Origin of the sequence: Tropicimonas sp. TH_r6, from assembly GCF_033101155.1 — a bacterium.
In the GTDB taxonomy this organism is placed as follows: domain Bacteria; phylum Pseudomonadota; class Alphaproteobacteria; order Rhodobacterales; family Rhodobacteraceae; genus Tropicimonas.
Genome location: NZ_JAWMPX010000019.1, coordinates 52,011 through 76,161, shown reverse-complemented (window position 1 = coordinate 76,161; position 24,151 = coordinate 52,011). Strand labels below are relative to the sequence as shown.

The window sequence follows — 24,151 nt, the reverse complement described above, 5'->3', positions numbered from 1 at the left end:
GTTTCAGAGGTTGGAGCCGATATCGAGGCTGCCGACATTGCCAAAGAGCTGCTGCAGGAAGTTCAGGCCCTCGACATTGGACGCCGTCACGCGGCGCGACAAGGCGACAACATTGCCGTCCTGCAACCCGAAGCGTTCGACATTCGTCACCACGCCGCTGGAATTGAAGCTGATCGCCACAACCTCGCGCTCGACCACTTCCGGCGCGTGCCAGGTGAAGCTGCGGATACTCTGGGAGACATAGTAATAGCCCGAGTCGCGCAGCACCCCCGAGGAGGACGGCGCGCCGACCGTATCGGCAACAGTCTCGCGCGTATCGACACCGACCTTGATGTTGGCGAGATCTTCATCGGTGGGCGTGAAACCGTGGTGACTGTAGAGCGGTGTACAGGCGCTCGCGAGCGCAAGTCCCGTGCCGAGGCAAACCCCGCGCACCGACCGGCCCAGATTTCCGTGCCAAACCCTGCCCATAACTGATCTCACGCCTCTTGCTCGTCTGTTTGTCTTCCGGCTTATATCAATGGCATTCTTTTCTTCAAGAAAGGAAGACCCGCCATGAATGCGACCGATTCGAACCGGAGGCTTGTGCTCGCCCGGCTCTCCAAGACCGAACCGACGCCCTTTCGGCTGCCGCCGGAGGCCGTGGATAGCGCTGGGCTCCAGCGCGACCTGGAGCTGCTTGGCCTTCGCAAGCTGCGCTTTGAGGGCCAGCTTATCCCCGTGGGCCGCAACGACTGGCGGCTGGAGGCGACGTTTGGCGCCACGGCGGTCCAGCCCTGCGCCATCACGCTTGCGCCCGTGACAACTCGGATCGACACGAAGGTTCTGCGTCGCTACAGCGCCGATTTCACCGCCCCAACCGACGCCGAGGCGGAAATGCCGGAGGATGACACGCTGGAGCCCTTGCCCGAAACGGTGGACCTCGTGGAGCTTCTGACCGAGACACTGGCACTGGCCTTGCCGGACTTCCCCCGCGCCGATGGAGCGGAGCTGGGCGAGGCCGTGTTTGCCGAACCCGGCGCCGAACCGCTGACGGAGGAGGCCGCGAAACCCTTTGCAGGGTTGGCGACACTGAAGAAATCGCTGGAGGGGGAGTAGACGGAGCGCACCAGAGCCCCGAGTGTCGAACCGCCTTGTGGTCGGAGCAGCGCTGACATGCCGGCTATCTGCCTTGATCCCGTAGCCGGCAGCGCCGTGCCTCACTGACGGCAACTGTTCGATTCTACCGGCCGCGCCAAACACCCCGCGCCGCGACTCAAGCCGTCCGCGGGAACAGCTTGCCCCACTTTCGGTGAAGCCCGAGATCCACCAAAACCCGGCCCGTGACCACGCATACTGTCAAACCCAGCTCAAAACCGGCAAAACCGCGCCTCGACACTTGCAATCATCCGCGATCTGCGTATGTTCGCGCATCTTCCACACACCCTTGCAAGGGCACCGAAGCCGGCGTATGACGCGCCGACGAATGAAACACTTGCCGCCGGACACTGCCACCTGGGCACCGGCCGGCCCAAACCCGAGGTTGCGACATGGCTGTCCCTCAGAACAAGATCACCCGCTCGCGCCGTGGCCAGCGCCGCTCCCACGATTCGCTCTCCGGGGCCAATCCGAACGAATGCTCCAATTGCGGCGAGCTGAAGCGTCCCCATCACGTCTGCCCCGCCTGCGGCCACTACGACGACCGTGAAATCGTCGCGATGGTCGAGGAAGTCGATCTCGACGAAGACGCGGCCTGATCGGCCACGTCCCGGCAGTCGGGGGCGCTAGGCAATGAACATTGACGCGCAGTCCAACCTGCCGGACGCGACTCCGCCGGAGCTCGCCGGAAAAATCGTGATTTCGGTCGACGCCATGGGCGGCGACCACGGGCCGGCCGCGATCGTGGCCGGCTGTGCCATGTCTGCGAAGAAGAATCCGGAAATCGGCTTCATCCTGCACGGCAAGCGTGACGTGCTTGAACCGCTGGTGGCAAAGCGCCACCTGGCGGGGTGCTGCGTCATTCAGGATGCCGCTGAAGTCGTCACCATGGATTCCAAGCCCTCGACCGTGATGCGGCGGGGCCAGGACACGTCCATGTGGTCAGCAATTGATTCGGTTCGGCATCACGAGGCAACCGTTGCCGTCTCCTGCGGCAATACCGGCGCGCTGATGGCACTTTCCATGGTTCGCCTGCGCAAGCTGCCCGGGGTCAATCGCCCCGCCATTGCCTGCCTCTGGCCCTCGCGCTCCGCAACCGGCTACACGGTCATGCTCGATGTCGGCGCCGATATTCGCGCTGATGACAGCGATCTGCTGCAATACGCTCAGATGGGCTCGTCTTATGCTCGTAACGGTCTGGATATTCATCGGCCGCGAGTCGGGCTGCTCAATGTCGGCACCGAGGAACACAAGGGCCGACCCGAGCTGAAATCGGCCCACACGCTGATCTCCGACGCCGCACCGAACTCCGATTTCGACTTTGTCGGATTCGTCGAGGGGGGCGATATCCCGAAGGGCAATGCCGATGTGATCGTGACCGACGGTTTCACCGGCAATGTCGCGCTCAAGACCGCCGAAGGCACCGCCTCCCTGATCCGCGACCTGCTCAGCGAGGCGTTCAAATACACGATTCTGAGCCGAATCGCGGCGCTCCTTGCCCTGACCTCGCTGCGGCGCCTCTCCAAACGGACTGATCCGCGACGCGTCAATGGCGGGGTATTCCTCGGGCTGAACGGCACCGTGGTCAAATCTCACGGCTCTGCGGACGCAACCGGCGTGTCTGCGGCAATCAAGCTCGCCTTTCAACTGGCGCAAGCCGGCTTTTCCGACCGTCTTGCGGCCCGTGTGGCCTCGACCTCGGCCTCGCGACAGGATATGTCGTGACGCAACGTTCCTGTTGACCCAACGGGAAGGCGGAAAAGCAACAAGCAGGCCGGAATGCAGATAAGAGCTGTCGTGCGTGGCGTGGGCCACTATCTCCCCGAGCGAATCGTCGAAAACAGCGAGTTCGAGACCATGCTGGACACGTCGGACCAGTGGATCCGCTCACGGTCCGGAATCGAACGACGACATTTCGCGGCAGAAGGGGAAACGACCTCCGATCTCGCCGCCGCCGCCGGACGGGCCGCACTCGACGATGCCGGGATGGAAGCAAACGATATTGACGCCATTGTCCTCGCCACCTCGACGGCCGACCTGACCTTCCCCTCCGCCGCAACCATGGTTCAGCACAAGCTCGGCATGACACGCGGCTTTGCCTATGACATGCAGGCGGTGTGTGCCGGCTTCGTCTTCGCGCTCTCGAACGCCAACGCGCTGATTCTGTCGGGGCAGGCCAAGCGGGTGATGGTGATCGGGGCGGAAACCTTCTCGCGCATTCTCGACATGACGGATCGCGGCACCTGCGTGCTCTTCGGAGACGGCGCCGGCGCACTGATCCTCGAGGCACAAGAGGGCGAGGGAACGGTCGAGGATCGCGGCATCCTGGCGACCGACCTGAATTCCGACGGGAAGTATTGTGACATCCTCTATGTCGATGGCGGTGTCTCGACCGGCACGACCGGCGTCCTGAAGATGCAAGGCAAGGAAGTGTTCCGCCACGCGGTCGAGAAGCTCGCCGACACCGCGCATCGATCGATGGCGCAGGTCGGGCTGGACCATGACGATGTCGACTGGATCGTGCCGCACCAGGCCAATATCCGCATCATCAAGGGCACGGCGAACCGATTGAAAGTGCCGATGGAGCGGGTCATCCAGACGGTGCAGGACCACGGAAACACCTCGGCGGCTTCGATTCCCCTGGCGCTCTCTGTGGGCAAGCAGGAGGGCAAGATACAGCCCGGCCAGCTGGTCGTGACCGAAGCGATCGGCGGCGGGCTGGCATGGGGATCGGTGGTTATCCGCTGGTAAGGGCGGCTTTCCCGGCCGCCGCACCCGCATCTTCGATGCTTGGCGGCGGCCGGTGATGGCGCGCATCTGCGATGCGCGTTGCTTAGGTTTTCTTCATTAGAATCCTGAGACTAGCGGAAGGCCAAGCGGCTGGAGCGCGGGCAGCATCGCTCGGGAATCAGCCTGTTCCCCTGTCATATTGACGCTAAGTTCAAAGATTCACGGCAGCGCCCAAGTCGTTGATATTGACTGAAATACATCGCTCGCCTACGCTCTCCGGAAAACAGGGATGGACGATTTATGAGCGACAAGACCTTGACCCGCATGGATCTCAGCGAGGCGGTATTCCGCGAAGTGGGCTTGTCCCGCAATGAATCGGCCGCGCTCGTGGAAAGTGTCCTGCAACATGTCTCCGACGCGCTGGTGAAGGGCGAGCAGGTGAAAATCTCCTCCTTCGGCACCTTCTCCGTGCGCGAAAAGGCAGCCCGCGTTGGCCGCAATCCGAAGACCGGCCAGGAGGTTCCGATCTCGCCGCGGCGTGTCCTGACCTTCCGTCCCTCGCATCTGATGAAGGAGCGGGTCGCCGCCGGCAACCGCAAGTAAGGCCCTCGACACATGAACGGAAAATCCCCCGACGCGTTCCGCACCATAAGCGAGGTGGCGGATTGGCTTGGTGTGAACACGCATGTTCTGCGATTCTGGGAGAGCAAATTCACCCAGGTCAAGCCGATCAAGCGCGCTGGCGGGCGGCGGTATTACCGACCGGCCGACATGGAATTGCTCGGCGGCATCCAGAAGCTGCTGCATGACGAAGGGATGACAATCAAAGGCGTCCAGAAGGTGCTGCGCGACCAGGGCGTGCGCGCGGTCTCGGCGATGTCGAAGCCGGTCGAACCGTCGGACGGCGAGCCCATGGAGGAGAATGCGGCACCGGACGAGATCGCGGAGCCGACTCCTTTGGGTGTGGAGACGCCGCAGCCGGTCGAAGCGGCCGAGGCAGTCCCGCCTGCCATGAACGAATCGGACGCGGTGGACGACGCCATGCCGGCGGAGGCACCGGCGGACAGCATGACTGACGAATCTGTCGGCGTTCAGGCGAAGCCCTTCGTGGAAGACGAGGCACCGGACGCGCCCCGGATGGAAGAGAGCGCCCTGCCCCACACGCAAGTCGACACGGAGGCCATGGAGCCGGACCCGGAGATTCCCGCCAGTGTCTCGGAAATCCCGCCACAGGGGGTTTCCGCGATGCCCCCGGATGAGCCCGCAGCCAGCGAGGCAGCACCGGAACCTGTCGCTCCAGCGCCCCCCGAAGCGTTTGAAGAAACGGTGCCGGCCGAGGCGGAAGCAATGGCGCAGGCGCCCGCACCAGAGGCATCCGTTCAACAGCCTGAAACCGCACCCTCGCCCCCCCCCGAGCCGGCACCGGAGCCAGAGGTGGCTTCCATCGCGCCCCCCGAGCCCGCGACAGCCTCTCCCACGATGCCGCTTTTTTCCCGTCGATTGGCAGCGACAGACGAGGATGTCGACGCCTCCGCCGAGCAGGACATTCCGGTGCGCGCGCCAGAGGCCAAAGGCCCGATCATTGCGCCGCTGCCGCCCGCCGATATCTCCCTCACCGAAGCGCTGGATCGACTTCAGCCGCTGCAGGTTTCGCCCGCCTTGCTCGCGCCGATCCATTCGCGAATGCTGGCCCTGCGCGAGCGGATGGACGAGGCGAGGTGACGCGGAAATTCCTTGGCGATTGCCTCTTGCTCTCACCGGAAAATAGGGTATCTAACCCCAAGTTCGGGCTATGGCGCAGCCTGGTAGCGCGTCCGTCTGGGGGACGGAAGGTCGCAGGTTCGAGTCCTGCTAGCCCGACCATTCACAAAACCGCCCGCGACCTTCGGGGAGCGGGCGTTTTGCTGTCCGCCGCCTGCGCGGCGCCTTTGCGAAGGAGGGTCACATGAACGGTGTGCTGCCAAGCCAGGCCATCACGGCATTGATCGCCGAAGGCGCCATCGCCGCCGACCAGCCATTCGCCACAGGACAGGTTCAGCCCGCCAGTCTCGACCTGCGGCTCGGTTCCGAAGCCTATCGCGTCCGCGCGTCCTTTCTTGCCGGCGGTGGCCGTTCGGTCCGCGAACGGTTGGGCGAGTTCGAAATGCACCGGATCGATCTCAGCGAAGGTGCGGTTCTGGAGAAGAACTGCGTCTATGTCGTGCCGCTGCAGGAGCGGCTCGCGCTGCCCGCCGGGATCAACGCTGTCGCCAACGCGAAATCCTCCACCGGGCGGCTCGATCTCCTGACCCGCGTCATCACCGATGGCGGGATGGAATTCGACCGGATCGGCTCGGGCTATACCGGTCCGCTCTATGCCGAGATCTGTCCGCGCAGCTTCTCGGTCCTTGTCCGCCCGGGGATGCGGCTCAACCAGATCCGTTTTCGGGCCGGCAAGGTCACGCTGGACGACACAGCGCTGCAGGCGTTGCATGACGAGGTCGGGTTGGTCTCGGGGCCGGCGACGATCTCCGAGGGGCTCGGCTTCTCGGTCGATCTGCAGCCGGAGAACGGCCGACTGGTCGGCTGGCGCGCCAAGCCGCATGCCGGGGTAATCGATCTCGATCGGATCGGGCATTACGCGCCCCGCGATTTCTGGGAAAAGGTCGAGACCGAGGACGGGCGGATCATCCTCGATCCGGGCGCGTTCTACATTCTTGTCAGCCGTGAGGCCGTGCATATCCCGCCCGATTATGCCGCCGAGATGGCACCCTATCTCGCCATGGTGGGCGAGTTCCGGGTCCATTACGCGGGGTTCTTCGACCCCGGCTTTGGCCACGCGCCGGCGGGCGGCTCGGGTGCGCGGGGCGTGCTGGAAGTGCGCTGTCACGAAGCGCCTTTTGCGCTGGAGCATGGGCAGGTGGTCGGCCGACTGGTCTATGAGCGCATGGCGGAACGGCCAGAGTCGCTTTACGGCGAGGGGATTGCGTCGAATTACCAAGGACAGGGTTTGAAACTGTCCAAGCATTTCCGGCCGGTGGAGTAGCTACCGGCGTCGGCACGTTCGATCGCACGCACACCGAAAGCCGTGCCAACGCCTGCCCACGGGTTAGCGCACAACGAGTGAGTGGCGGGCTTTTGCCGAACCAAATCCGAAAGAAACCCCGAGGCCGGCGTGCGAATAAGAAAGCGCCAGCCCGCGTGGACGGGCAGGCGCTGGCACGGCGCTCTCGGCGTGGTTCCGTGCACTTCAGAGCTTCTTCGCCTTAGGTGACCTTTCGGCGCGTCTCGATCTGCGGCTGAGCTTGACGCGCCCTTACCACCACTGCTCCAACTGCAGACCAACACTCAGCCCATCGGTGGAACTCCCGAAGGCATCCTGGTTGGTGATCGCTCCTTCGTCGCTCCAATTCGCCCAAGTGACGAAGCCCCGTAGCTGCGGACGCGCGAAATAGCCTTTCTGGCCGAAGCTGTAGAACGGCGCCAGCGTGGCTTTGGTCAGCGACGCCGTGTCCTCGCCTTCTGTCCGGACCTGATCATAGCCAAGCTCGAAGGCAACGCCCCAATTCTTGCTGAAATTGTAGCTCGGACGAATACCGGCGGAGAACCATGTCTCGGTCTCGCCGTCGATTTCGGTGCTTTGCCAGACCGCGGTGGCCTGCGTTTCAAGGTCTTCGCTGGAGCGATAGAGCGCCTGAGTGACGAACCGGATCCGGCTGTCATCACTGTCCGCCTCGGTGTTGCCGATCGAGTTGAAGTTGATCCCGGCGCCCTGGCCGTACATCAGGGTGTTCTTCCACTCGCCCCAGACAAGCTCCGTGTTCTCTGCGTGGCCGCGGATCGAATAGCCATCTTCGCCCGTGTGATCGTCGCCCTGTGCATCGATCCAGCCGAGACCAATCTCGCCCTTCCAGTTTCCGCCAAGCGCGATATCGTGGAAGCGCAGATCGAAAGTGCCGGACTGGTAGTCCATGTCGTCATCATCACGGTCATAGTAAAATAAGGCCGCCGTGACATGGGTAGGTCCGAGATCGACATTCTCCAGACCGATCCCGTCCCCCGAGAAGTCCTCGTAGTAGAAATCGTTCATATGGACATCGCGGCGGCGATAGAAGCGGCGCCCGGCCCAGAGGAAGCTTTCCTCGAACGCGCCCGCTCCCAGCCGCTCGATGCCCATATAGGCCTGCGCCACCCCATCCCAGGGATCGTAATAGGCGCCAGTGGTCAGCGCATTGGAGTCGCCGCCGCCCTGATACATGAACTCGGCGACGAAATCGGAGCCATTGCCGAGCGCGGCCCGGTAGCCGAGAGAAGCCTCGCCATACATGTCGCTTTCATTGCCGAGCCGGTATTTCGCGCCGGCGCCGTCAAGCTGGAAAGCGGTGAACTCGTCGCCATCGGTCGAGCCGACGCCGAGCCGGTAATACCCATGGCTGAAAAGACCGTATTTGCTCTCGCTAACGGAATCCGGTCCCTCGGTATCGCCGATGGTGAGTTCCTGGTTCGCGACTTGCGCTCCCGCGCTGCAGGCCAGTGCAAGGGATGCACCGAGAGTTGCCTGGAAAATCCGTTTCATGACTGCCCTTTCCTCGTCGCCCGCAGACCCCAGAGGGCGGCATGGCTTTGTTATACGGAAAGCGTAGCTCTGCCGGAGTCCCGGCAGCAACCCGGGCGCTGCAATTTCCGGTTGAGTGTGGCGGCTGGGACAGTGAATCAGGATCAGGCGTGGCGCCTTGCTAGACGGGGCCGCTGTCTTCCTCGTCCTCGAACATGTCGGGCTGGTCATCCTCGTCCCCCTCGCGCTCGTCGAGCCCAAAGCCCGGCGGCGGGCGGTTGTCGAGCAGGCCGGCGGCGCGCAGGTCGCGCAGGCCGGGAAGATCGCGGGCGCTCTCCAGCCCGAAATGGTCGAGAAAGGCGGGAGTGACGACGAAAGTCACCGGCCGGCCCGGGGTCATCCGGCGGCGGCCAAAGCGGATCCACTCCATTTCCAGCAGCTGGTCGACCGTGCCGCGGGAGACGGAAACGCCGCGGATCTCCTCGATCTCGGCACGGGTCACCGGCTGGTGATAGGCGATGATCGCCAGCGTCTCGATGGCGGCGCGGGAGAGCTTGCGCGTCTCGACCGTCTCCTTCTGCATCAGGAAGCCGAGATCCGGCGCGGTGCGGATCGCCCAACGGTCACCGATGCGGGTGACATTCACCCCCCTGCCCTCGTAGCGCTTGCGCAGCCGTTCCAGCGCGGTGACCGCATCCGCGCCATGCGGCATACGCGCGTTCAGCTCGGCCACGGTGACCGGCTCGGTGGTGGCAAAGAGAATGGCCTCAACCATGCGCTCCTGTTCACCCTCGGGCGGCGCCTCGAAGAGGCTTTCTTCCGGCCGGGCGAGGCTTTCGTCCTGTTCAGACATTTCGATCCTCTGCGGCGCGGATCTGGATCGGCGCGAAGGTCTCGGTCTGGCGGATCGCGATCCGGCCGGCCTTTACCAGCTCCAGAGACGCCGCGAAGGTCGCCGCCGTGGCGGTGCGGCGCCGCTGCGGGTCCAGCTCCCAGCCCTCGGGCAGGTAGGACATCAGGTCCGTCCATTCACCGGCATAGCCGACCAGCGGCTTGAGCCGCTCCAGCGCCTCCTCCATGGTGAAGAGGTTCGCGCGATCCATCACGAATGGCCGGAAATCATCCTTGGTCCGGGTGCGGGCATAGGCCTGCATCAGGTCCATCAGGGTCGCGGTCCAGGTCACGCTGCGCGTGCGCTCGACCACCTCGATCTCACCACGCACGAAGAAATCCTTGCCCTTCTGGTCGCGCGCCATGAGCTTGGCGGCGGCGTCGCGCATCGCCTGAAGCCGCTCCAACTGGTAGGCAAGATGCGCGGCCAGCTCGTCGCCCGACGGACCGTCCTCGCCCGGTTCGGGCGGCAGCAACAGACGGGATTTGAGGAAGGCCAGCCAGGCGGCCATGACGAGGTAATCGGCGGCCAGCTCGATGCGCAGCGTCTTCGCCTTCTCGACGAAGGAGAGATATTGCTCGGCAAGCTTCAGCACGGAGATCTTGAGCAGGTCCACCTTCTGCGTTCGCGCCAGCGTCAGCAGCAGGTCCAACGGTCCCTCGTAGCCATCGACATCAACGATAAGGGCCTCGGCGGCGAGCCGTTCGGCAACCGCTTCGTCCTTCACCGCCGATATCATGTCCTCAGCCATAAACTTCCCCGTCCAGAAGGTCGTGAAGTTCGGCTTCAACGGCTGGAATGTCAATCTCCTGTGGCTCGGGGCGGCGATCCAGCGCCGAATTGGCCCGTGCCAGCGCGGGGGCCTCCAGCGCGCCGGAGGCGGCCACGACCGAGCGCATTTCATCCAGCACGCCATTGCAATGCAGCGCGATATCGCAACCGGCCGCGATGGCCGCCGCCGCGCGCGCTCCGACCGTGCCGTCCAGTGCCTCCATCGAGAGGTCGTCCGTCATCAGCAGCCCGTCAAAGCCGATCTCCTCGCGGATCAGCGACACCATCCGGGGCGATTGCGTCGCGGGGCGTTCGCTGTCGAAGGCGAGGTATTTCAAATGCCCGGTCATGCCCATCGGCAGGTCCGCCAGCGACTGGAATGGGGCGAAATCGGTCTCGCGCAGGGTCTCGGCCGTGGCCTCGACCACCGGCAGGTCCTTATGGCTGTCCGCGCGGGACCGGCCATGGCCCGGGATATGCTTCATCACCGGCAGCACGCCGCCGGCCATCAACCCCTCCGCCGCCGCCCGTGCACCGGTGACGACACTGGCCGTGTCCTCGCCAAAACAGCGATTGCGCAGGAAGGGGTGGGTGTCGGGGCGGGCAATATCGGCGGTCGGCACGCAATCCACGTCGATGCCAAGCGCCAGCAACTCATGAGCGATAAGCCGGTAGCGCAGAAAGCTCGCCCGCGCAGCCGTTTCCAGATCACCCGCGCGTGCCATCTGGTCGAGCGGCGGATGCCACTGGCGCCAATGCGGAGGACCGAGTCGCTGGACGCGCCCCCCCTCCTGATCGATCAGGATGGGAGCGTTGCGCCCCACGGCGTCGCGCAACTCTGAGCAAAGCCGTGCAACCTGCTCGGGAGACTGAATATTCCGTCCGAACAGGATAAAACCGAGCGGTTGTTCCCCGGCGAAGAATTGGCGCTCGGCAGGCTGGAGCGTCATCCCGATACAGCCGAGGATCGTGGCCGAAAGCGTGCTCACTTGGAGATCACCGGAATACAGTCGGCCCGTTCGGCGACAAGCGCGGCACAGAAACGACGGGCATCGGAAAGGTCCTCGAAGCCCATTGCCCGCAGGCGCCAGAAACTGCGCCCACCGGCCTTGGCTTCGAGCACAACCTGGGTCTTGTCGGCCATCAAGCCGTCGAACCGACCCGAGATCTTGTCCCAGGCAGCGCGGGCCTCGGCGTCGGAATCGAAAGCGCCGAGCTGGACCATGCGGGTACCAGTCGGCACGGCGGAGGCTTCCAGAACGGCGGGTCGGGCGCTGGTGCCGGTGCTGGCGGATGTGCCCATCGCCTCGGCGAGAGCCGCTTCGACGGCTGCGGAAGTTGCCGAGACGGGGGTCGCGGACGGGACCGAGGCCGTGCGGCGGCTTGGGCGCGGGGCCGGGCGCGGCGAGATCTTCACACCAGGGCCGGTCACAACAGATTCTGTCTCCCCGGACGCATCCTGGGCGACCTCTTCAAGCGGTTTGGTCGAGGCGCTCGCCATCTCTGTCCCTGCTTCTGCAACAGGGTCTGAAAGCTCCGTCTCGCCCAACGGCCGCGCACCGGCGGTCGCCGTTTCGGCAAGCTTCAGCGCAAGCGCAACGGGATCCTCTTCGGGAAGCTCCTGGCTCAGCGAGGCCATTTCCGGTTTCGCCTCTGGCGGCAGAATCTCGGCATCGGCGGCCTCGGCCGCATTGCCCAGCACTGTCTCGACCACGGGGTCTAGCTGCGCCACCGGCAGGTCCTCCTCGGCAAGCTCGACCGGCGCTGGCGCCAGCGTCAGCCGCGCCTCCGGCTCGGAGGCCGTCCCGACAGCCTGCACGTCATTGACCGCGAGCCCGGCATGATCGGCCACCTGTCCGCCCGGGTTCTCCGGCGCGATCCGGATCGGGCCGTCCAGCGCGCGCACGACAGGAACTCCGTTCACGTCGCGCATGATCTGCTTGTAGCCCCAATAGCCGCCGAACCCGATCACCGCGAGCGACAGCAACGCGCCGAGCGCATGCGCGGCAATGCGAAACCCGCCCGCACCACCGGCGCGATAAGCGTCTTCCTCTCCCGGAATGCCGTGAAGTTCAAATTCTGGATGTGTATGTCCCTGAGTCACCTGAATGACTCCGGACCGTTGGGCCTGTCCCCGGTCCATCATGCTCCGCCTCGTTTCTCTTCCCGCGGACCGTCGGAAGACGCGTCACGGGGCTTGCCTGCCAATGCCCCGTGACGCTGTTAAATCAGCGCATTTCTTCCATCGGGGTCACGCCCAAGATACCAAGGCCGGTGGAAATAACAACGGAGACGGCGCGGGCCAGCGCGATTTTCGCCTGGCTCGTGGCAGGATTGTCCTCCTGCAGGAATCGCAGCGCAGGTTCATCATTGCCGCGGTTCCACAGCGCGTGCAAATCTCCAGCCAATTCATAGAGATAGAAGGCGACGCGGTGCGGCTCGTTGGTCCGGGCCGCGATTTCCAGCAAGCGTGGCCATTCGGCCAGTTTTGCCGCCAGCGCGACCTCGGAGCCATGGGTCATGCCGGAAAGATCGGCCGCGTTCAGCGTTGCATCATCGACCACGATCCCCGCCGCCGCCGCTTTGCGCAGCACCGACTTGATCCGCGCATGGGCATATTGGACGTAGAAGACCGGGTTGTCCTTGCTCTGCTCCAGCACCTTGTCGAAGTCGAAATCGAGCGGCGCGTCGTTCTTGCGGGTGAGCATGACGAAGCGGGTGACGTCCGGGCCGACCTGATCGACCACGTCGCGCAGGGTGACAAAGGTCCCCGCCCGCTTGGACATCTTGAAGGGCTCGCCATTCTTGTAGAGTTTCACCAGCTGGGTGAGCTTGATGTCGAGCGGCACCTTGCCATCCGAGAGCGCCGAGACCGCTGCCTTCATTCGCTTCACGTAACCACCGTGATCGGCGCCGAACACGTCGATCAGCGCATCATAGCCGCGCTCCACCTTATCGAAATGATAGGCGATATCGGGGGCGAAGTAGGTCCAGGCACCGTCGGATTTCTTCACCGGACGGTCGACATCGTCGCCATGCGCGGTCGATTTGAACAGCGTCTGCTCGCGCGGCTCCCAATCCTCGGGTTTCTTGCCCTTGGGCGGCTCCAGCACGCCCTCGTAGATCAGGCCCTTCTCCTCCAGCGCCTTCAGCGCCGCCTCGATCCGCCCCGTGCCGTAGAGCGACTTCTCGGAATAGAACTTGTCCATCTTCACGCCGAGTGATGCCAGATCCTCGCGGATCAGCGTCATCATCGCCTCGGTTGCGAAGTTGCGGACTTCCTGAAGCCAGACATCTTCCGGCTGATCGACATAGGCGTCGCCCACCTTCTCCTTGAGCGCCTCGCCGGTGGCGATCAGGTAATCGCCGGGATAGGTGCCATCGGGAAAAGCGACCGCCTGACCATGCGCTTCGAGATAGCGCAGATAGACCGAACGGGCGAGCGTATCGACCTGCCCGCCGCCATCGTTGATGTAATACTCCCGCGTCACATCGTGGCCGGAGAAGGCCAGCAGAGAGGCCAACGCGTCGCCGAAGACCGCGCCGCGCGTGTGGCCGACATGCAGCGGGCCGGTCGGGTTGGCGGAGACATATTCAACATTAACCCGGCGCCCCTGCCCCATCTGCGAGCGGCCGTAATCGGCGCCCTGCGCGAGCACTGCGTGCACGACGTCTGCCCAGACCTCCGGCGCCAGGCGCAGGTTGAGAAAACCGGGGCCAGCCACGTCAGCCGTGGCAATGCGCGGATCGGCAACGAGCTTTGCGGCCAGCGCCTCGGCAATGTCGCGAGGTTTCTTTTTCGCGGGCTTGGCGAGAACCATGGCGGCATTGGTCGCCATATCGCCATGCAGCGGATCGCGCGGCGGCTCGACGGCGACATTGTCGAGGCTCAGCCCTTCGGGCAGCAGGCCCTCGGTGGCAAGCGCGTCGAGCTCTTGCGTGACCAGGGCACGGATATCGGCATAGATGTTCATTCTTCAGGCTCCGCTGGCATTGCCGGGCGGTGTATCACGGGGGCGGGCCGCGTCAATGCCGCCCCGCGCCCGAAGGGCTCAAGGGGAATGCGCCGAAGGCGCGCAATCGGGCAGCCTTCCGGATCAGCCCCGTCCGACAATCAGCCGCGCATGTTCCTGCAAGGCAAAGCGATCCGTCATTCCGGCCACGTAATCCGCGACAACCCGCGCCAGCGCCGTCGCCCCTTCGGCCCGCGCCACGTCCTCCTGCCAGGCCGCCGGCATGCGTCCGGGATTGCCCATGAAGAAGGGAAAGAGCTCTTCCACGACCCGCGTCACCCGCACCCGCTCCTCCATCACGCTCGGCGCGCGATACATGCGCGAAAAGAGAAATGCCCGGATCGCTTCGATTTCCTGCCAAACCGGCGTCGAAAACCGCACCACCGAATGGCGCAGATCGCGCACGCTCTGTGCGTCGCGCGCGCCTGATTCCGCCAGCAGCCGCCGCGAGGTGTCGATCACGTCCGTCACCATCACCCCGAAGACCCGCCGCAGCGCCTCGTGCCGCCGCCGCTTGTGATCCAGCCCCGGCCAGACCGCATCGACCTCGGCATAGGCCGGTCCGACAATTGGCAGGGTCTCGACTTCCGGGTCGGTGAAGAGCCCCGCCCGCAGACCGTCCAGCAGGTCATGGTTGTTATAGGCGATGTCGTCGGCCAGAGCGGCGACCTGCGCCTCGGCGCTGGCATGGGTGCGCAGTTCGAGATCGTGAATCCGGTTGTATTCTTCCAACCCATAGGGCAGCGGTCCCAACACCGGGCCGTTATGCTTCGCGATCCCCTCAAGTGTCTCCCAGGTCAGGTTCAGCCCGTCGAACCCGGCGTAATGCCGTTCCAGCGCGGTCACGATCCGGATCGCCTGCGCGTTGTGATCGAAGCCCCCATGCGGCGCCATCAACGCCTGCAGCGCGTCCTCGCCGGTATGGCCGAAGGGCGGATGGCCGAGATCATGCGCCAGCGCGACCGCCTCGGTCAGCTCCTGATTGAGGCCCAGCGAGCCGGCGATTGTCCGCGCCACCTGCGCCACTTCGATGGAGTGAGTCAGGCGGGTGCGGAAATAATCTCCCTCGTGTTCGACAAAGACTTGCGTCTTGTGTTTGAGCCGCCGGAAGGCCGAGGAATGGATGATACGGTCGCGATCCCTCTGAAAAGGCGAGCGAAAGGTGCTCATGGCTTCTTCATGCAGCCGACCACGGCTGGCGGCGGGATCGCAGGCATAACGGGCGAGGTTCATGGGAATCCTTGTTGAGCCGTTCCAAGCGCCATATATCCGGGATAGACGCGAATGGCGACGGGACATAAGAGGCACTTCATGGCATTGACCCTGCCCCCGAAAGTAACTGAGCGCGCTTTCGAGCGCCTGGCCGAGATCGACGCGGCGCCGAAAGCGTTGCGCGTTGCCGTTGAAGGCGGCGGATGCTCGGGCTTTCAATACGAGATCTCGCTGGACGAACCGGGCGCGGATGACCTCGTCCTCGAAGGGCTGGGCCAGAAGGTTGTGGTCGATACCGTCTCCCTGCCCTTCCTTGAAAACGCGACGATCGACTTCGCCGACGAGCTGATCGGCGCGCGGTTCACGGTTGAAAACCCCAATGCCAGCTCCTCCTGCGGCTGCGGCATCAGCTTCTCCATGTAAGCCCCGATCACGAGGGGTTTTTCTTCTCGCGCTACCTTCCCCCATCCCGTAGCCTCGCCGTCAGGGACCGAACAGGATGGAGGGGATTTCCCGATGGGTGACCGGATGTCGGAGCTGCGATGGGGCACGCTGCTGCTGCTGCTTGTCTGCGCTATCCTGCTTGAGCCCCTGATCGGAACCTCGCGTATTGCCGAGCTGGCCAGCCTTGCATTGTTCGAAACTTCGGTCCTCGGGGCAATCTTCATGAGCGCCGAGACCCGCCGGGTCCAGCAGGTCGGCTTTGTGCTGGCCGTCACCTGGTTTGCGGCCAGCGTTATCGCCGTTCTCGAATACGAGGTCGGCAGATTGGTTGCCTGGCTCTCGGTGATCCTGGTGTTCGGCGCGCTGACGCTCACATTCCGCAACATGATGCGGCGCGGGCAAAGCGACATGGACACACTGCTCGGCGCAATCTTCGGCTACCTGTTGCTGGCGATGGCCTGGGCGATGCTCTACGTCCAGATCGAACGCTGGTGGCCGGGGTCCTTCTCGGTGCCCGAACAGAGCGATATCTGGGCCTCTATGCTCTATTACAGCCTCGTGACCCTGACCACGCTGGGCTATGGCGACGTCTTGCCGGTCTCGGACATCGCGCGGATGGCGGCCGGGTTCGAGGCGGTGGTCGGCGTACTCTACATCGCGGTCATGGTCGGGTCCATCGTCTCCGGACTGCATGACCGCCGAACGGAAGAGCATCCCGATCCGCCGGCTTGAACCGGGTGCAGAAGACGCCGTGATTGGCGCGGCACCCGTTTCGCGTCCATTCGCCCTCCGGCCGCGCAGCCCCCGGCCCCGCAAGAGCAATTCGCCCCCGAAAATGAAAAAGGGGCGCCCGGAGGCGCCCCGTAAGTTTGGCTTATCAGGCTCGATTTTTTGTACCGCCCGGTTTTCTGCCTGCGGCCTGATCCGCCCTCGGGGCGAGCGCACCCGCCCCCGAACCCGCACCAGCCTGGGGAACAGGCCGGCGTGGTATCTGTCTTAGCTACACCCGCTCGTCGACCCGCAGGTGTTGCATTTCATGCAGGTGCCGTTACGCACCAGCGTGTAGTTTCCGCACTCGCCGCAGGCCTCGCCCTCGTAGCCCTGCATCCGGGCCTTGGCGCGGTTGTCCATCGTCGTGATCGCGCCAACCGAGGTCTCTGCGACGGCCTGAACCTCCGGCACCAGCGTCTGAAGCGTGGCGAGCGGGTCGGTGGCACCATCGAGTGCGGTGCCACCGACCATGCTCTCAACACCGCCCTGAAGTACAACCAGCTCTTGGGGTAGCCGTTTGCGCAGGTAGCCGGTGGAGGAAATCTGCTTGAGCACCTGGAGGGACTTACTTGCAGCAGATTCCGAGAGTTCGGAGATATTGTTGACACCTTCGTGGTGATCGCCCCGGCCGAGATCGTCGAATGTGTGCCCGGAGGGCTTCACATGCGCGAGGTCGGTGCGGTCGAGATAGGAGACCGCCAGTTCGCGGAAGATGTAGTCGAGGATCGAGGTCGCGTTCTTGATCGAGTCATTGCCCTGCACGATGCCGGCCGGCTCGAACTTGGTGAAAGTGAAGGCGTCGACGAACTCCTCCAGTGGCACACCATATTGCAGGCCCACGGAGACCGCGATGGCGAAGTTGTTCATCATCGCCCGGAAGCCCGCACCTTCCTTGTGCATGTCGATGAAGATCTCGCCGAGCTGACCGTCCTGGTATTCGCCGGTGCGCAGATAGACCTTGTGACCGCCGACATTGGCCTTCTGGGTGTAGCCCTTGCGGCGCTCCGGCATCTTCTCGCGATGGGAGCGGACGATTTCCTTCACGATCACCTTCTCGATGATCTTCTCGGCCAGAACCTGCGCCTTCTCCGCCGGGGCGCCGGTCTCGAGCACCTCTTGCGCGTCCTCGTCATCCTCGACGAGGGCGGCCGCCAGCGGCTGGCTCAGCTTGGAGCCGTCGCGATAGAGCGCGTTGGCCTTGGTACCGAGCGACCAGGAGAGCTCATAGGCCTTCTGGCAATCCTCGATGGTCGCATCATTGGGCATGTTGATGGTCTTGGAGATCGCGCCCGAGATGAAGCTCTGTGCGGCGGCCATCATGCGGATATGGCTGTCGACGGAGAGGAAGCGCTTGCCCGTCTTGCCGCAGGGGTTGGCGCAATCGAAGATGGCGTAATGCTCTTCCTTGAGATGCGGCGCGCCTTCCAGCGTCATCGTCCCGCAGACATGGTCATTGGCGGCGTCGATCTGCGCCTTGGTGAAGCCGAGATCCGTCAACATGTCATAGGAGGGATCGTTCAGCTTCGCGGCCGGAATGCCCAGCACATCGGTGCAGAACTCCGCGCCCAGCGTCCACTGGTTGAAGACGAAGCGGATATCGAAGGCCGCGGCCAGTTCCTTCTCGATCTTGTCGATCTCGACCTGGGAAAAACCGTTGCCTGCGAGGGTCGTGTGGTTGATGCCCGGCGCGTTGCCAAGGGAGGCATGGCCAACCGCGTGGGAGACGATCTCGCCAATCTGCGCCGTCGTGTAGCCGAGCTTTTCGAGCGCGGCCGGAACCGAGCGGTTGATGATCTTGAAGTAGCCGCCGCCTGCGAGCTTCTTGAACTTCACCAGCGCGAAATCGGGCTCGATGCCGGTGGTGTCGCAATCCATGACCAGGCCGATCGTGCCGGTCGGCGCGATGACGGAGGTCTGGGCATTGCGGAAACCGTTGATCTCGCCGAGGCGCAGTGCTTCGTCCCAGGTGTTCTTCGCCAACTCGTTCAGATGCTTGTCCGGGTTGGAGGCAAGGTCGAGCGGGACCGGCTTCACGGCGAGCTGCTCATAGCCTTCCGTGTTGCCATGGGCGGCGTTGCGGTGGTTGCGGATGACGCGCAGCATGTGCTTGGCGTTGCGCTCATAGCCGGCGAAGGGACCGAGTTCGCCGGCGATCTCGGCGGAGGTCGTGTAGGCCACGCCGGTCATGATCGCAGAGAGCGCGCCACAGAGAGCCCGCCCCTCGTCGCTGTCATAGCTGTAGCCCATATTCATCAGCAGCCCGCCGATATTGGCGTAGCCAAGGCCGAGCGTGCGGAAGTCATAGGAGAGCTGGGCGATTTCCTTGGAGGGGAACTGCGCCATGGTCACCGAGATTTCCAGCGTCAGCGTCCACAGACGTGTGGCGTGCATGTAATCCTCGGCCTGGAACACGCCGTCCGTGTGGAAGGTCAGCAGGTTCATCGACGCGAGGTTACAGGCCGTATCGTCGAGGAACATATATTCCGAGCACGGGTTGGAGCCGCGAATGGCGCCATCTTCCGGGCAGGTATGCCAGGCATTGACCGTGTCGTGGAACTGGATGCCGGGATCGGCACAGGCCCAGGCGGCGTGGCCGATCTGTTCCCAGAGGTCACGCGCCTTGATGGTCTTGGCGACCGAACCGTCGATGCGGCGCAGCAATTCCCAATCGGCATCGTTCTTGACGGCCTGCAGGAAGGCGTCGGTGACGCGCACGGAGTTGTTCGAATTCTGGCCGGACACGGAGCTATAGGCTTCGCTGTCCCAATCGGTGTCATAGGTCGGGAACTCGATGCTGGCATAGCCCTGGCGAGCGTATTGCAGCACGCGATTGACATAGGTCTCGGGGATCGCAACCTGCTTGGCCGACCGGATCGCCTTTTTCAGCGAGGGGTTCTTCTTGGGGTCGGTGGCGTCGGCTTCGTCGCCATCCCACTGGCCGATGGCGTCGAAGATCTCGTTGAGCTTGGCTTCATGCATCTTGGAGCCGGCCACGATGGAGGCAACCTTCTGCTCCTCCTTGACCTTCCAGTTGATGAATTCCTCGATATCGGGGTGATCGGCGTCGCAGATCACCATCTTGGCGGCGCGGCGGGTGGTGCCGCCGGACTTGATGGCGCCCGCGGCGCGGTCGCCGATCTTCAGGAAGCCCATGAGACCGGAGGACTTGCCACCGCCCGAGAGCGGCTCGCCTTCGGCGCGCAGCGAAGAGAAGTTGGTGCCGGTGCCGGAGCCATACTTGAACAGGCGCGCCTCGCGGACCCAGAGATCCATGATGCCGCCCTCGTTCACCAGGTCGTCGGAGACGGACTGGATGAAGCAGGCATGCGGCTGCGGATGCTCATAGGCGGAGTTGGACTTGGTCAGCTTGCCGGTCTTGTAGTCGACATAATGGTGGCCCTGGCTGGGTCCGTCGATGCCGTAGGCCCAGTGCAGGCCAGTGTTGAACCATTGCGGCGAGTTCGGCGCGGCGCGCTGCGTGGCCAGCATATGGCGCATCTCGTCGAAATAGGCGCGCGCATCGGACTCGGCGGTGAAATAGCCACCCTTCCAGCCCCAATAGGCCCAGGCGCCGGCCATGCGGTCGAAGACCTGGCAAGCCGAGATCTCGCCGGTGAAACGCTCGTTCTCGGGCAGCGCCTCCAGCGCCTTCTCATCGGGAACCGAGCGCCAGAGAAACTCCGGAACGCCCTTTTCCTTGACCTTGCGCAGCTTGGCGGCAACGCCGGCCTTGCGGAAATATTTCTGTGCGATCACGTCCGAGGCGACCTGGCTCCACTCGGCCGGCACCTTGATGCCGTCCAGCGCGAAGACGGTCGTGCCGTCAGGATTGCGGATCTCTGATTTCGTGGTGGTGAAGGCCAGCCCGGCGTAGGCATCTTCTCCGGTCTTGGTAAACTTGCGATCAATCTTCATAGGTCGAGCCCCGTGCGTGTTCTTGCCGTCCGCCCCTGCCAGGCGGCTTTGAAAATGGATGACGCGCTCGGGCTGTTCCCCTGCCTTCACGCGGCCATGCGATCCGTGTTTTCGAATGCAAAAGAGAGACACGCCCCTCGCCGGGCATGGAAGATCGGGCCGCTGGCCCGTCATATCGGAGTGTCCGTCCCTTGCGACCCGCTGCCACTATATGTTGTGGTCTTGTCGTTTCGCTCGCACAAATTGGCGTGGTCGTCCCTACAGGTCAACGGGAAAGTTTTATAGAAATTGCAAATCTTTTACTTGACCATCGAGCGGTCTGCGGAGTCGCCTGATTCAATCGGTTAACGTTGTTTTCGCATCAGATTTGGTGCTGCACTGCGGAAAGCCCCGCATAATATGGGGTTAGGCTGTGGATATCATCCGATACCTTAAGTAACGAAAGTTAATGTGCCGCGCGCATCCCCCGATCGGGGCCGCAACCGATTTGCCACAGCAGGCACCACTAGATCTTGTGCCCTCATATCAGTGTTGCGTGACACGCAGACCAGCGAACGCCCCGCCTTGACGGGCGGGGCGTTCTGGTGGGGGCAGGCTATTGCCCGCTCAACGTTGCGCGTTTTGCCAGTCGGGATGGCGCCAAGGCTCATGATTTTCAGGCGCAAGCGGCGTGCGGCCAAGGATATGGTCGGCCGCTTTCTCGCCGACCATGATCGAGGGCGCGTTGAGATTACCATTGGGGATTCGCGGGAAGATCGAGCTGTCGGCCAGTCGCAGCCCCTCCACACCGATGACCCGGCACTCCGAATCAACCACGGATCTCAGGTCGTCGGCCCGACCCATCCGGCAGGTGCCGCAGGGGTGATAGGCGCTCTCGGCGTGATCGCGGATGAAGCCGTCGATCTCGTCGTCACTCTGCAGGTCGGAACCGGGTTGAATCTCGTGCTTCACAAATGGCTTGAACGCCTCCTGCGCGAAGATCTCTCGCGTGAGGCGGATACAGGTCCGGAACTCTTCCCAGTCCTGCTCCTCCGACATGTAGTTGAAGAAGATTCGCGGGGCCTCTTTCGGATCGCCCGACCGCAGCGTGACCTCGCCGCGGGAGGGAGAGCGCATCGGGCCGACATGGGCCTGGAAGCCATGGCCTTCAGCGGCTGCCTTGCCGTCATAGCGCACGGCGATGGGCAGGAAGTGATACTGGATGTCGGGGTAGTCGATGCCAGCGCGGGAGCGGATGAAGGCGGCGCTTTCGAACTGGTTGGAGGCGCCAAGCCCCTTGCCGGTGAAGAGCCATTGCGCGCCAATCAGCGCCTTGCTGACCAGATTCCAGTGTTTGTAGAGCGTGATCGGCTGCAGCGAGGCCATCTGGAGATAGACCTCCAGGTGGTCCTGAAGATTCTGGCCAACCCCCGGGCGGTCCGCCACCACATCGATGCCATGCTCGGCCAGATGCGCAGCCGGGCCGATCCCGGAATGCATCAGCAGCTTGGGCGAGTTGATGGAGCTGGCGGCGATGATGACCTCGCGTTCAGCCCCGATCACCTCAACCGTGCCGCCACGCTCGACCTCGACACCAACCGCACGCCCCTCCTCGATGACCACCTTGCGCGCCAGCGCCCGAACCAGCTTGCAATTGCCGCTCTTCATCGCCGGCCTGAGATAGGCGTTGGAGGTCGACCAGCGCCGCCCCTTCCAGACATTCTGCTCCATGGCACCGAAGCCTTCCTGCTTCTTGCCATTATAGTCGTCGGTGAGCTCGTACCCGGCCTGCTGCCCCGCCTCGACAAAGGCGGCATGGAGCGGGTTGGAGCGCGGGCCGCGGATCACGTGGAGCGGGCCGTCGTTGCCGCGCCAGGCCGGGTCGCCCCCATGCCCGCCATCGTGCCAATGCTCCATACGCTTGAAGTAGGGCAGCACGTCGCTGAAGGCCCAGCCTTCGGCACCCTCTTCGGCCCAATGGTCGAAATCGCCGGCATGGCCGCGCACATAGACCATGCCATTGACCGAGGAAGAGCCGCCAACGACCTTGCCGCGCGGCGTGGCCAACCGCCGTCCGCCGAGGCCAGGCTCCGGCTCGGATTTAAAGCCCCAGTCATAGAGCCCCATATTCATCGGGTAACTCAGCGCGGCCGGCATCTGGATGAAAGGCCCCCAATCGGGAATGCCATGTTCGATGACCAGCACCTTCCGGCCCGCTTCCGCGAGCCGATAGGCGATGGCGCAGCCGGCGCTGCCCGCGCCGATGACGACGTAATCTGCTTGCATCAGAAGGGCGCCTCGACATCGTTCATTGCGACATAGACCGACTTTACCTCGGAGTAGCTCTTGATGGCTTCCTTGGAGTTCTCGCGCCCGACGCCGGACCCTTTCACACCACCGAACGGCGCTTCGACCGGGGCGAGATTATAGGTGTTGATATAGCAGGTGCCGGCATCGACGGCGGCGATGACGCGGTGAGCACGGGTGAGGTCCTGCGTGAAGACGCCGCCGGCAAGGCCGAATTCCGTGTCATTCGCGCGCGCAATGACCTCGTCTTCATCGTCGAAATCGAGCACCGCCATGACCGGCCCGAAGATCTCCTCGCGGGCGATGGTCATGTCGTCTGTCACATCCGAGAAGATGGTCGGCTCGATATAGTTTCCCGGGCCTTCGATGGCCGCCCCGCCATAGGCGAGCCTCGCGCCCTCGTCCTTGCCCTTGGCGATATAGCCCAGCACGATGTCGAGTTGCGTCTTCGAGACCATCGGGCCGAAGCTGGTCGCCTCGTCCAGCGGGTCGCCGATCACCGCCCCATCGAGCCGTTCGGCCATGCGCTTGAGGAAGGCGTCCTTGATGCCCGTATGGACAAAAACGCGGGTGCCGTTGGAACAGACCTGGCCCGTGGAATAGAAATTGCCGAGGATGGCGCCGGAGACGGCGTTTTCGAGATCGGCATCGTCGAAGATGATCAGGGGGGACTTGCCGCCAAGCTCCATGGTGACATGCTTCATCTGCGCGGCGGCGGCGGCATAGACCTTGCGCCCCGTCGACACGGACCCAGTGAGCGAGACCTTGGCCACGCGCGGATCGGTGGTCAGCGCGGCACCGACATCGCCGTAGCCCTGCACGACATTGTAGACGCCGGGAGGCGCGCCCGCCTCGGTCAGGATCTCGGCGACCTTGAGGGCACAGAGCGGCGTGGTCTCGGAGGGCTTGAAGATCATCGTGTTGCCGCAGACGAGCGCGGGCGCGCCTTTCCAGCAAGAGATCTGCGTGGGATAATTCCATGCGCCGAGCCCGACGCAGACGCCGAGCGCCTGGCGGATCGTGTAGACGAAATCGCCACCCGGCTGCGGGATGTATTCACCCGTCAGGCTGCCCGCCAACCCGCCGAAATACTCCAGCGCGTCGGCAGCCGAGGTGGCGTCCACGTAGAGCGTCTCCTGTAGCGGCTTGCCAGTGTCATAGGTCTCGAGAATGGACAGCTCGCGGTTGCGCGCACGCATGATATCGGCGGCGCGACGCAGGATGCGGCCGCGCTCGGTGCCGGTCATCGCGGCCCAGGCGGCCTGCGCCTCGCTCGCGGATTTCAGCGCCTGCTCGACGATGGCGGGCGTGGCCGAATGGAGCTGCGCGATCTTCTCGCCGGTGGCGGCGTAGATCACATCAATGGGCGTGCCGCCGGTGTCTTCGACATATTGCCCGCCAATGTAGTGGCTGGCCGTGGGCTGGACGTTGGGCATTTCGGTCTCT

At 63.9% G+C, this 24,151-nt stretch carries 20 protein-coding genes and 1 tRNA gene; 10 read left to right on the top strand and 11 right to left on the bottom strand.

Translation table 11 applies throughout. The features are described from left to right. Positions 1 to 3: 3 nt before the first annotated feature. On the bottom strand, positions 4 to 471 hold the full coding sequence (locus R3X27_RS17305; RefSeq protein WP_317710127.1) for an outer membrane protein assembly factor BamE: 468 nt from the start codon (positions 469 to 471) through the stop codon (positions 4 to 6). A gap of 84 nt (positions 472 to 555) precedes the next feature. On the opposite strand from R3X27_RS17305, the gene R3X27_RS17300 reads away from it, so the two are divergent. The 8 genes from R3X27_RS17300 (at position 556) to R3X27_RS17265 (ending at position 6,892) form a co-directional block, all read left to right on the top strand. Beyond that, positions 556 to 1,098 (top strand): YceD family protein, encoded by a 543-nt coding sequence (locus tag R3X27_RS17300; protein WP_317710126.1) that lies wholly within the window; start codon positions 556 to 558, stop codon positions 1,096 to 1,098. Between the two features lie 431 nt (positions 1,099 to 1,529). Further along, entirely contained in the window at positions 1,530 to 1,736 is a 207-nt protein-coding gene (rpmF, locus tag R3X27_RS17295; protein WP_317710125.1) for a 50S ribosomal protein L32, read from the top strand. 34 nt (positions 1,737 to 1,770) lie between these two features. After that, positions 1,771 to 2,862, top strand: a complete 1,092-nt coding sequence (gene plsX / locus R3X27_RS17290) for a phosphate acyltransferase PlsX (RefSeq protein ID WP_317710124.1) — start codon at positions 1,771 to 1,773, stop codon at positions 2,860 to 2,862. Positions 2,863 to 2,916: 54 nt separating this feature from the next. After that, the gene (locus tag R3X27_RS17285; RefSeq protein WP_317710123.1) at positions 2,917 to 3,888 is read left to right on the top strand and encodes a beta-ketoacyl-ACP synthase III; all 972 of its coding nucleotides are present in this window, start codon (positions 2,917 to 2,919) and stop codon (positions 3,886 to 3,888) included. Between the two features lie 279 nt (positions 3,889 to 4,167). After that, a complete protein-coding gene (gene ihfA, locus R3X27_RS17280) occupies positions 4,168 to 4,470 on the top strand; it encodes an integration host factor subunit alpha (protein ID WP_317710122.1) in 303 nt (100 codons plus the stop codon). Positions 4,471 to 4,482: 12 nt separating this feature from the next. Then, complete coding sequence (locus R3X27_RS17275; RefSeq protein ID WP_317710121.1) at positions 4,483 to 5,589, top strand: MerR family transcriptional regulator; 1,107 nt, start codon at positions 4,483 to 4,485, stop codon at positions 5,587 to 5,589. A 64-nt stretch (positions 5,590 to 5,653) separates the two neighbouring features. Further along, positions 5,654 to 5,730, top strand: a tRNA-Pro gene (locus R3X27_RS17270). Positions 5,731 to 5,812: 82 nt separating this feature from the next. Then, positions 5,813 to 6,892, top strand: a complete 1,080-nt coding sequence (locus tag R3X27_RS17265; RefSeq protein ID WP_317710120.1) for a 2'-deoxycytidine 5'-triphosphate deaminase — start codon at positions 5,813 to 5,815, stop codon at positions 6,890 to 6,892. A 270-nt stretch (positions 6,893 to 7,162) separates the two neighbouring features. Here the strand turns inward: R3X27_RS17265 and R3X27_RS17260 are convergent, their stop codons facing one another. From R3X27_RS17260 to R3X27_RS17230, 7 genes are all read right to left on the bottom strand, one after another. Next, a complete protein-coding gene (locus tag R3X27_RS17260; RefSeq protein ID WP_317710119.1) occupies positions 7,163 to 8,422 on the bottom strand; it encodes a carbohydrate porin in 1,260 nt (419 codons plus the stop codon). 160 nt (positions 8,423 to 8,582) lie between these two features. Further along, positions 8,583 to 9,254, bottom strand: a complete 672-nt coding sequence (scpB, locus tag R3X27_RS17255) for an SMC-Scp complex subunit ScpB (protein WP_317710118.1) — start codon at positions 9,252 to 9,254, stop codon at positions 8,583 to 8,585. After that, on the bottom strand, positions 9,247 to 10,044 hold the full coding sequence (locus R3X27_RS17250; RefSeq protein ID WP_317710117.1) for a ScpA family protein: 798 nt from the start codon (positions 10,042 to 10,044) through the stop codon (positions 9,247 to 9,249). The genes scpB and R3X27_RS17250 overlap by 8 nt, the downstream gene beginning before the upstream one ends. Next, positions 10,037 to 11,014, bottom strand: a complete 978-nt coding sequence (locus R3X27_RS17245; RefSeq protein ID WP_317710153.1) for a glycoside hydrolase family 3 N-terminal domain-containing protein — start codon at positions 11,012 to 11,014, stop codon at positions 10,037 to 10,039. The genes R3X27_RS17250 and R3X27_RS17245 overlap by 8 nt, the downstream gene beginning before the upstream one ends. Positions 11,015 to 11,049: 35 nt before the next feature. After that, the gene (locus R3X27_RS17240; RefSeq protein ID WP_317710116.1) at positions 11,050 to 12,168 is read right to left on the bottom strand and encodes an SPOR domain-containing protein; all 1,119 of its coding nucleotides are present in this window, start codon (positions 12,166 to 12,168) and stop codon (positions 11,050 to 11,052) included. Between the two features lie 124 nt (positions 12,169 to 12,292). Then, positions 12,293 to 14,038 carry an arginine--tRNA ligase gene (argS, locus tag R3X27_RS17235; RefSeq protein ID WP_317710115.1) on the bottom strand — a complete coding sequence of 582 codons (1,746 nt, stop codon included), beginning with the start codon at positions 14,036 to 14,038 and terminating at the stop codon, positions 12,293 to 12,295. 123 nt (positions 14,039 to 14,161) lie between these two features. After that, a complete protein-coding gene (locus R3X27_RS17230; RefSeq protein ID WP_317710114.1) occupies positions 14,162 to 15,310 on the bottom strand; it encodes a deoxyguanosinetriphosphate triphosphohydrolase in 1,149 nt (382 codons plus the stop codon). An 84-nt stretch (positions 15,311 to 15,394) separates the two neighbouring features. Between R3X27_RS17230 and R3X27_RS17225 the strand changes: the two genes are divergently transcribed. Both R3X27_RS17225 and R3X27_RS17220 read left to right on the top strand, forming a co-directional pair. Continuing rightward, positions 15,395 to 15,712: an iron-sulfur cluster assembly accessory protein gene (locus R3X27_RS17225; protein ID WP_317710152.1), complete on the top strand. Its 318-nt coding sequence runs from the start codon at positions 15,395 to 15,397 to the stop codon at positions 15,710 to 15,712. Between the two features lie 93 nt (positions 15,713 to 15,805). Continuing rightward, complete coding sequence (locus R3X27_RS17220) at positions 15,806 to 16,465, top strand: potassium channel family protein (protein ID WP_317710113.1); 660 nt, start codon at positions 15,806 to 15,808, stop codon at positions 16,463 to 16,465. 264 nt (positions 16,466 to 16,729) lie between these two features. On the opposite strand, the gene R3X27_RS17215 is transcribed toward R3X27_RS17220, so the two are convergent. The 3 genes from R3X27_RS17215 to betB all read right to left on the bottom strand — a co-directional run bounded on the left by R3X27_RS17215 (position 16,730) and on the right by betB (position 24,141). Next, positions 16,730 to 20,419 (bottom strand): vitamin B12-dependent ribonucleotide reductase, encoded by a 3,690-nt coding sequence (locus R3X27_RS17215; protein WP_317710112.1) that lies wholly within the window; start codon positions 20,417 to 20,419, stop codon positions 16,730 to 16,732. Positions 20,420 to 21,025: 606 nt separating this feature from the next. After that, positions 21,026 to 22,684 (bottom strand): choline dehydrogenase, encoded by a 1,659-nt coding sequence (betA, locus tag R3X27_RS17210; protein WP_317710111.1) that lies wholly within the window; start codon positions 22,682 to 22,684, stop codon positions 21,026 to 21,028. Next, entirely contained in the window at positions 22,684 to 24,141 is a 1,458-nt protein-coding gene (gene betB, locus R3X27_RS17205) for a betaine-aldehyde dehydrogenase (RefSeq protein ID WP_317710110.1), read from the bottom strand. Before betB ends, betA begins: the two co-directional genes overlap by 1 nt. Positions 24,142 to 24,151 lie beyond the last annotated feature (10 nt).

Excerpts from the sequence above, each read along its gene's own strand:
- R3X27_RS17305 (WP_317710127.1), bottom strand. The coding sequence starts at position 471 with ATGGGCAGGGTTTGGCACGGAAATCTGGGCCGGTCGGTGCGCGGGGTT.
- R3X27_RS17300 (WP_317710126.1), top strand. The coding sequence starts at position 556 with ATGAATGCGACCGATTCGAACCGGAGGCTTGTGCTCGCCCGGCTCTCC.
- rpmF (WP_317710125.1), top strand. The coding sequence starts at position 1,530 with ATGGCTGTCCCTCAGAACAAGATCACCCGCTCGCGCCGTGGCCAGCGC.
- plsX (WP_317710124.1), top strand. The coding sequence starts at position 1,771 with ATGAACATTGACGCGCAGTCCAACCTGCCGGACGCGACTCCGCCGGAG.
- R3X27_RS17285 (WP_317710123.1), top strand. The coding sequence starts at position 2,917 with ATGCAGATAAGAGCTGTCGTGCGTGGCGTGGGCCACTATCTCCCCGAG.
- ihfA (WP_317710122.1), top strand. The coding sequence starts at position 4,168 with ATGAGCGACAAGACCTTGACCCGCATGGATCTCAGCGAGGCGGTATTC.
- R3X27_RS17275 (WP_317710121.1), top strand. The coding sequence starts at position 4,483 with ATGAACGGAAAATCCCCCGACGCGTTCCGCACCATAAGCGAGGTGGCG.
- R3X27_RS17265 (WP_317710120.1), top strand. The coding sequence starts at position 5,813 with ATGAACGGTGTGCTGCCAAGCCAGGCCATCACGGCATTGATCGCCGAA.
- R3X27_RS17260 (WP_317710119.1), bottom strand. The coding sequence starts at position 8,422 with ATGAAACGGATTTTCCAGGCAACTCTCGGTGCATCCCTTGCACTGGCC.
- scpB (WP_317710118.1), bottom strand. The coding sequence starts at position 9,254 with ATGTCTGAACAGGACGAAAGCCTCGCCCGGCCGGAAGAAAGCCTCTTC.
- R3X27_RS17250 (WP_317710117.1), bottom strand. The coding sequence starts at position 10,044 with ATGGCTGAGGACATGATATCGGCGGTGAAGGACGAAGCGGTTGCCGAA.
- R3X27_RS17245 (WP_317710153.1), bottom strand. The coding sequence starts at position 11,014 with ATGACGCTCCAGCCTGCCGAGCGCCAATTCTTCGCCGGGGAACAACCG.
- argS (WP_317710115.1), bottom strand. The coding sequence starts at position 14,038 with ATGAACATCTATGCCGATATCCGTGCCCTGGTCACGCAAGAGCTCGAC.
- R3X27_RS17230 (WP_317710114.1), bottom strand. The coding sequence starts at position 15,310 with ATGAACCTCGCCCGTTATGCCTGCGATCCCGCCGCCAGCCGTGGTCGG.
- R3X27_RS17220 (WP_317710113.1), top strand. The coding sequence starts at position 15,806 with ATGGGTGACCGGATGTCGGAGCTGCGATGGGGCACGCTGCTGCTGCTG.
- R3X27_RS17215 (WP_317710112.1), bottom strand. The coding sequence starts at position 20,419 with ATGAAGATTGATCGCAAGTTTACCAAGACCGGAGAAGATGCCTACGCC.
- betA (WP_317710111.1), bottom strand. The coding sequence starts at position 22,684 with ATGCAAGCAGATTACGTCGTCATCGGCGCGGGCAGCGCCGGCTGCGCC.
- betB (WP_317710110.1), bottom strand. The coding sequence starts at position 24,141 with ATGCCCAACGTCCAGCCCACGGCCAGCCACTACATTGGCGGGCAATAT.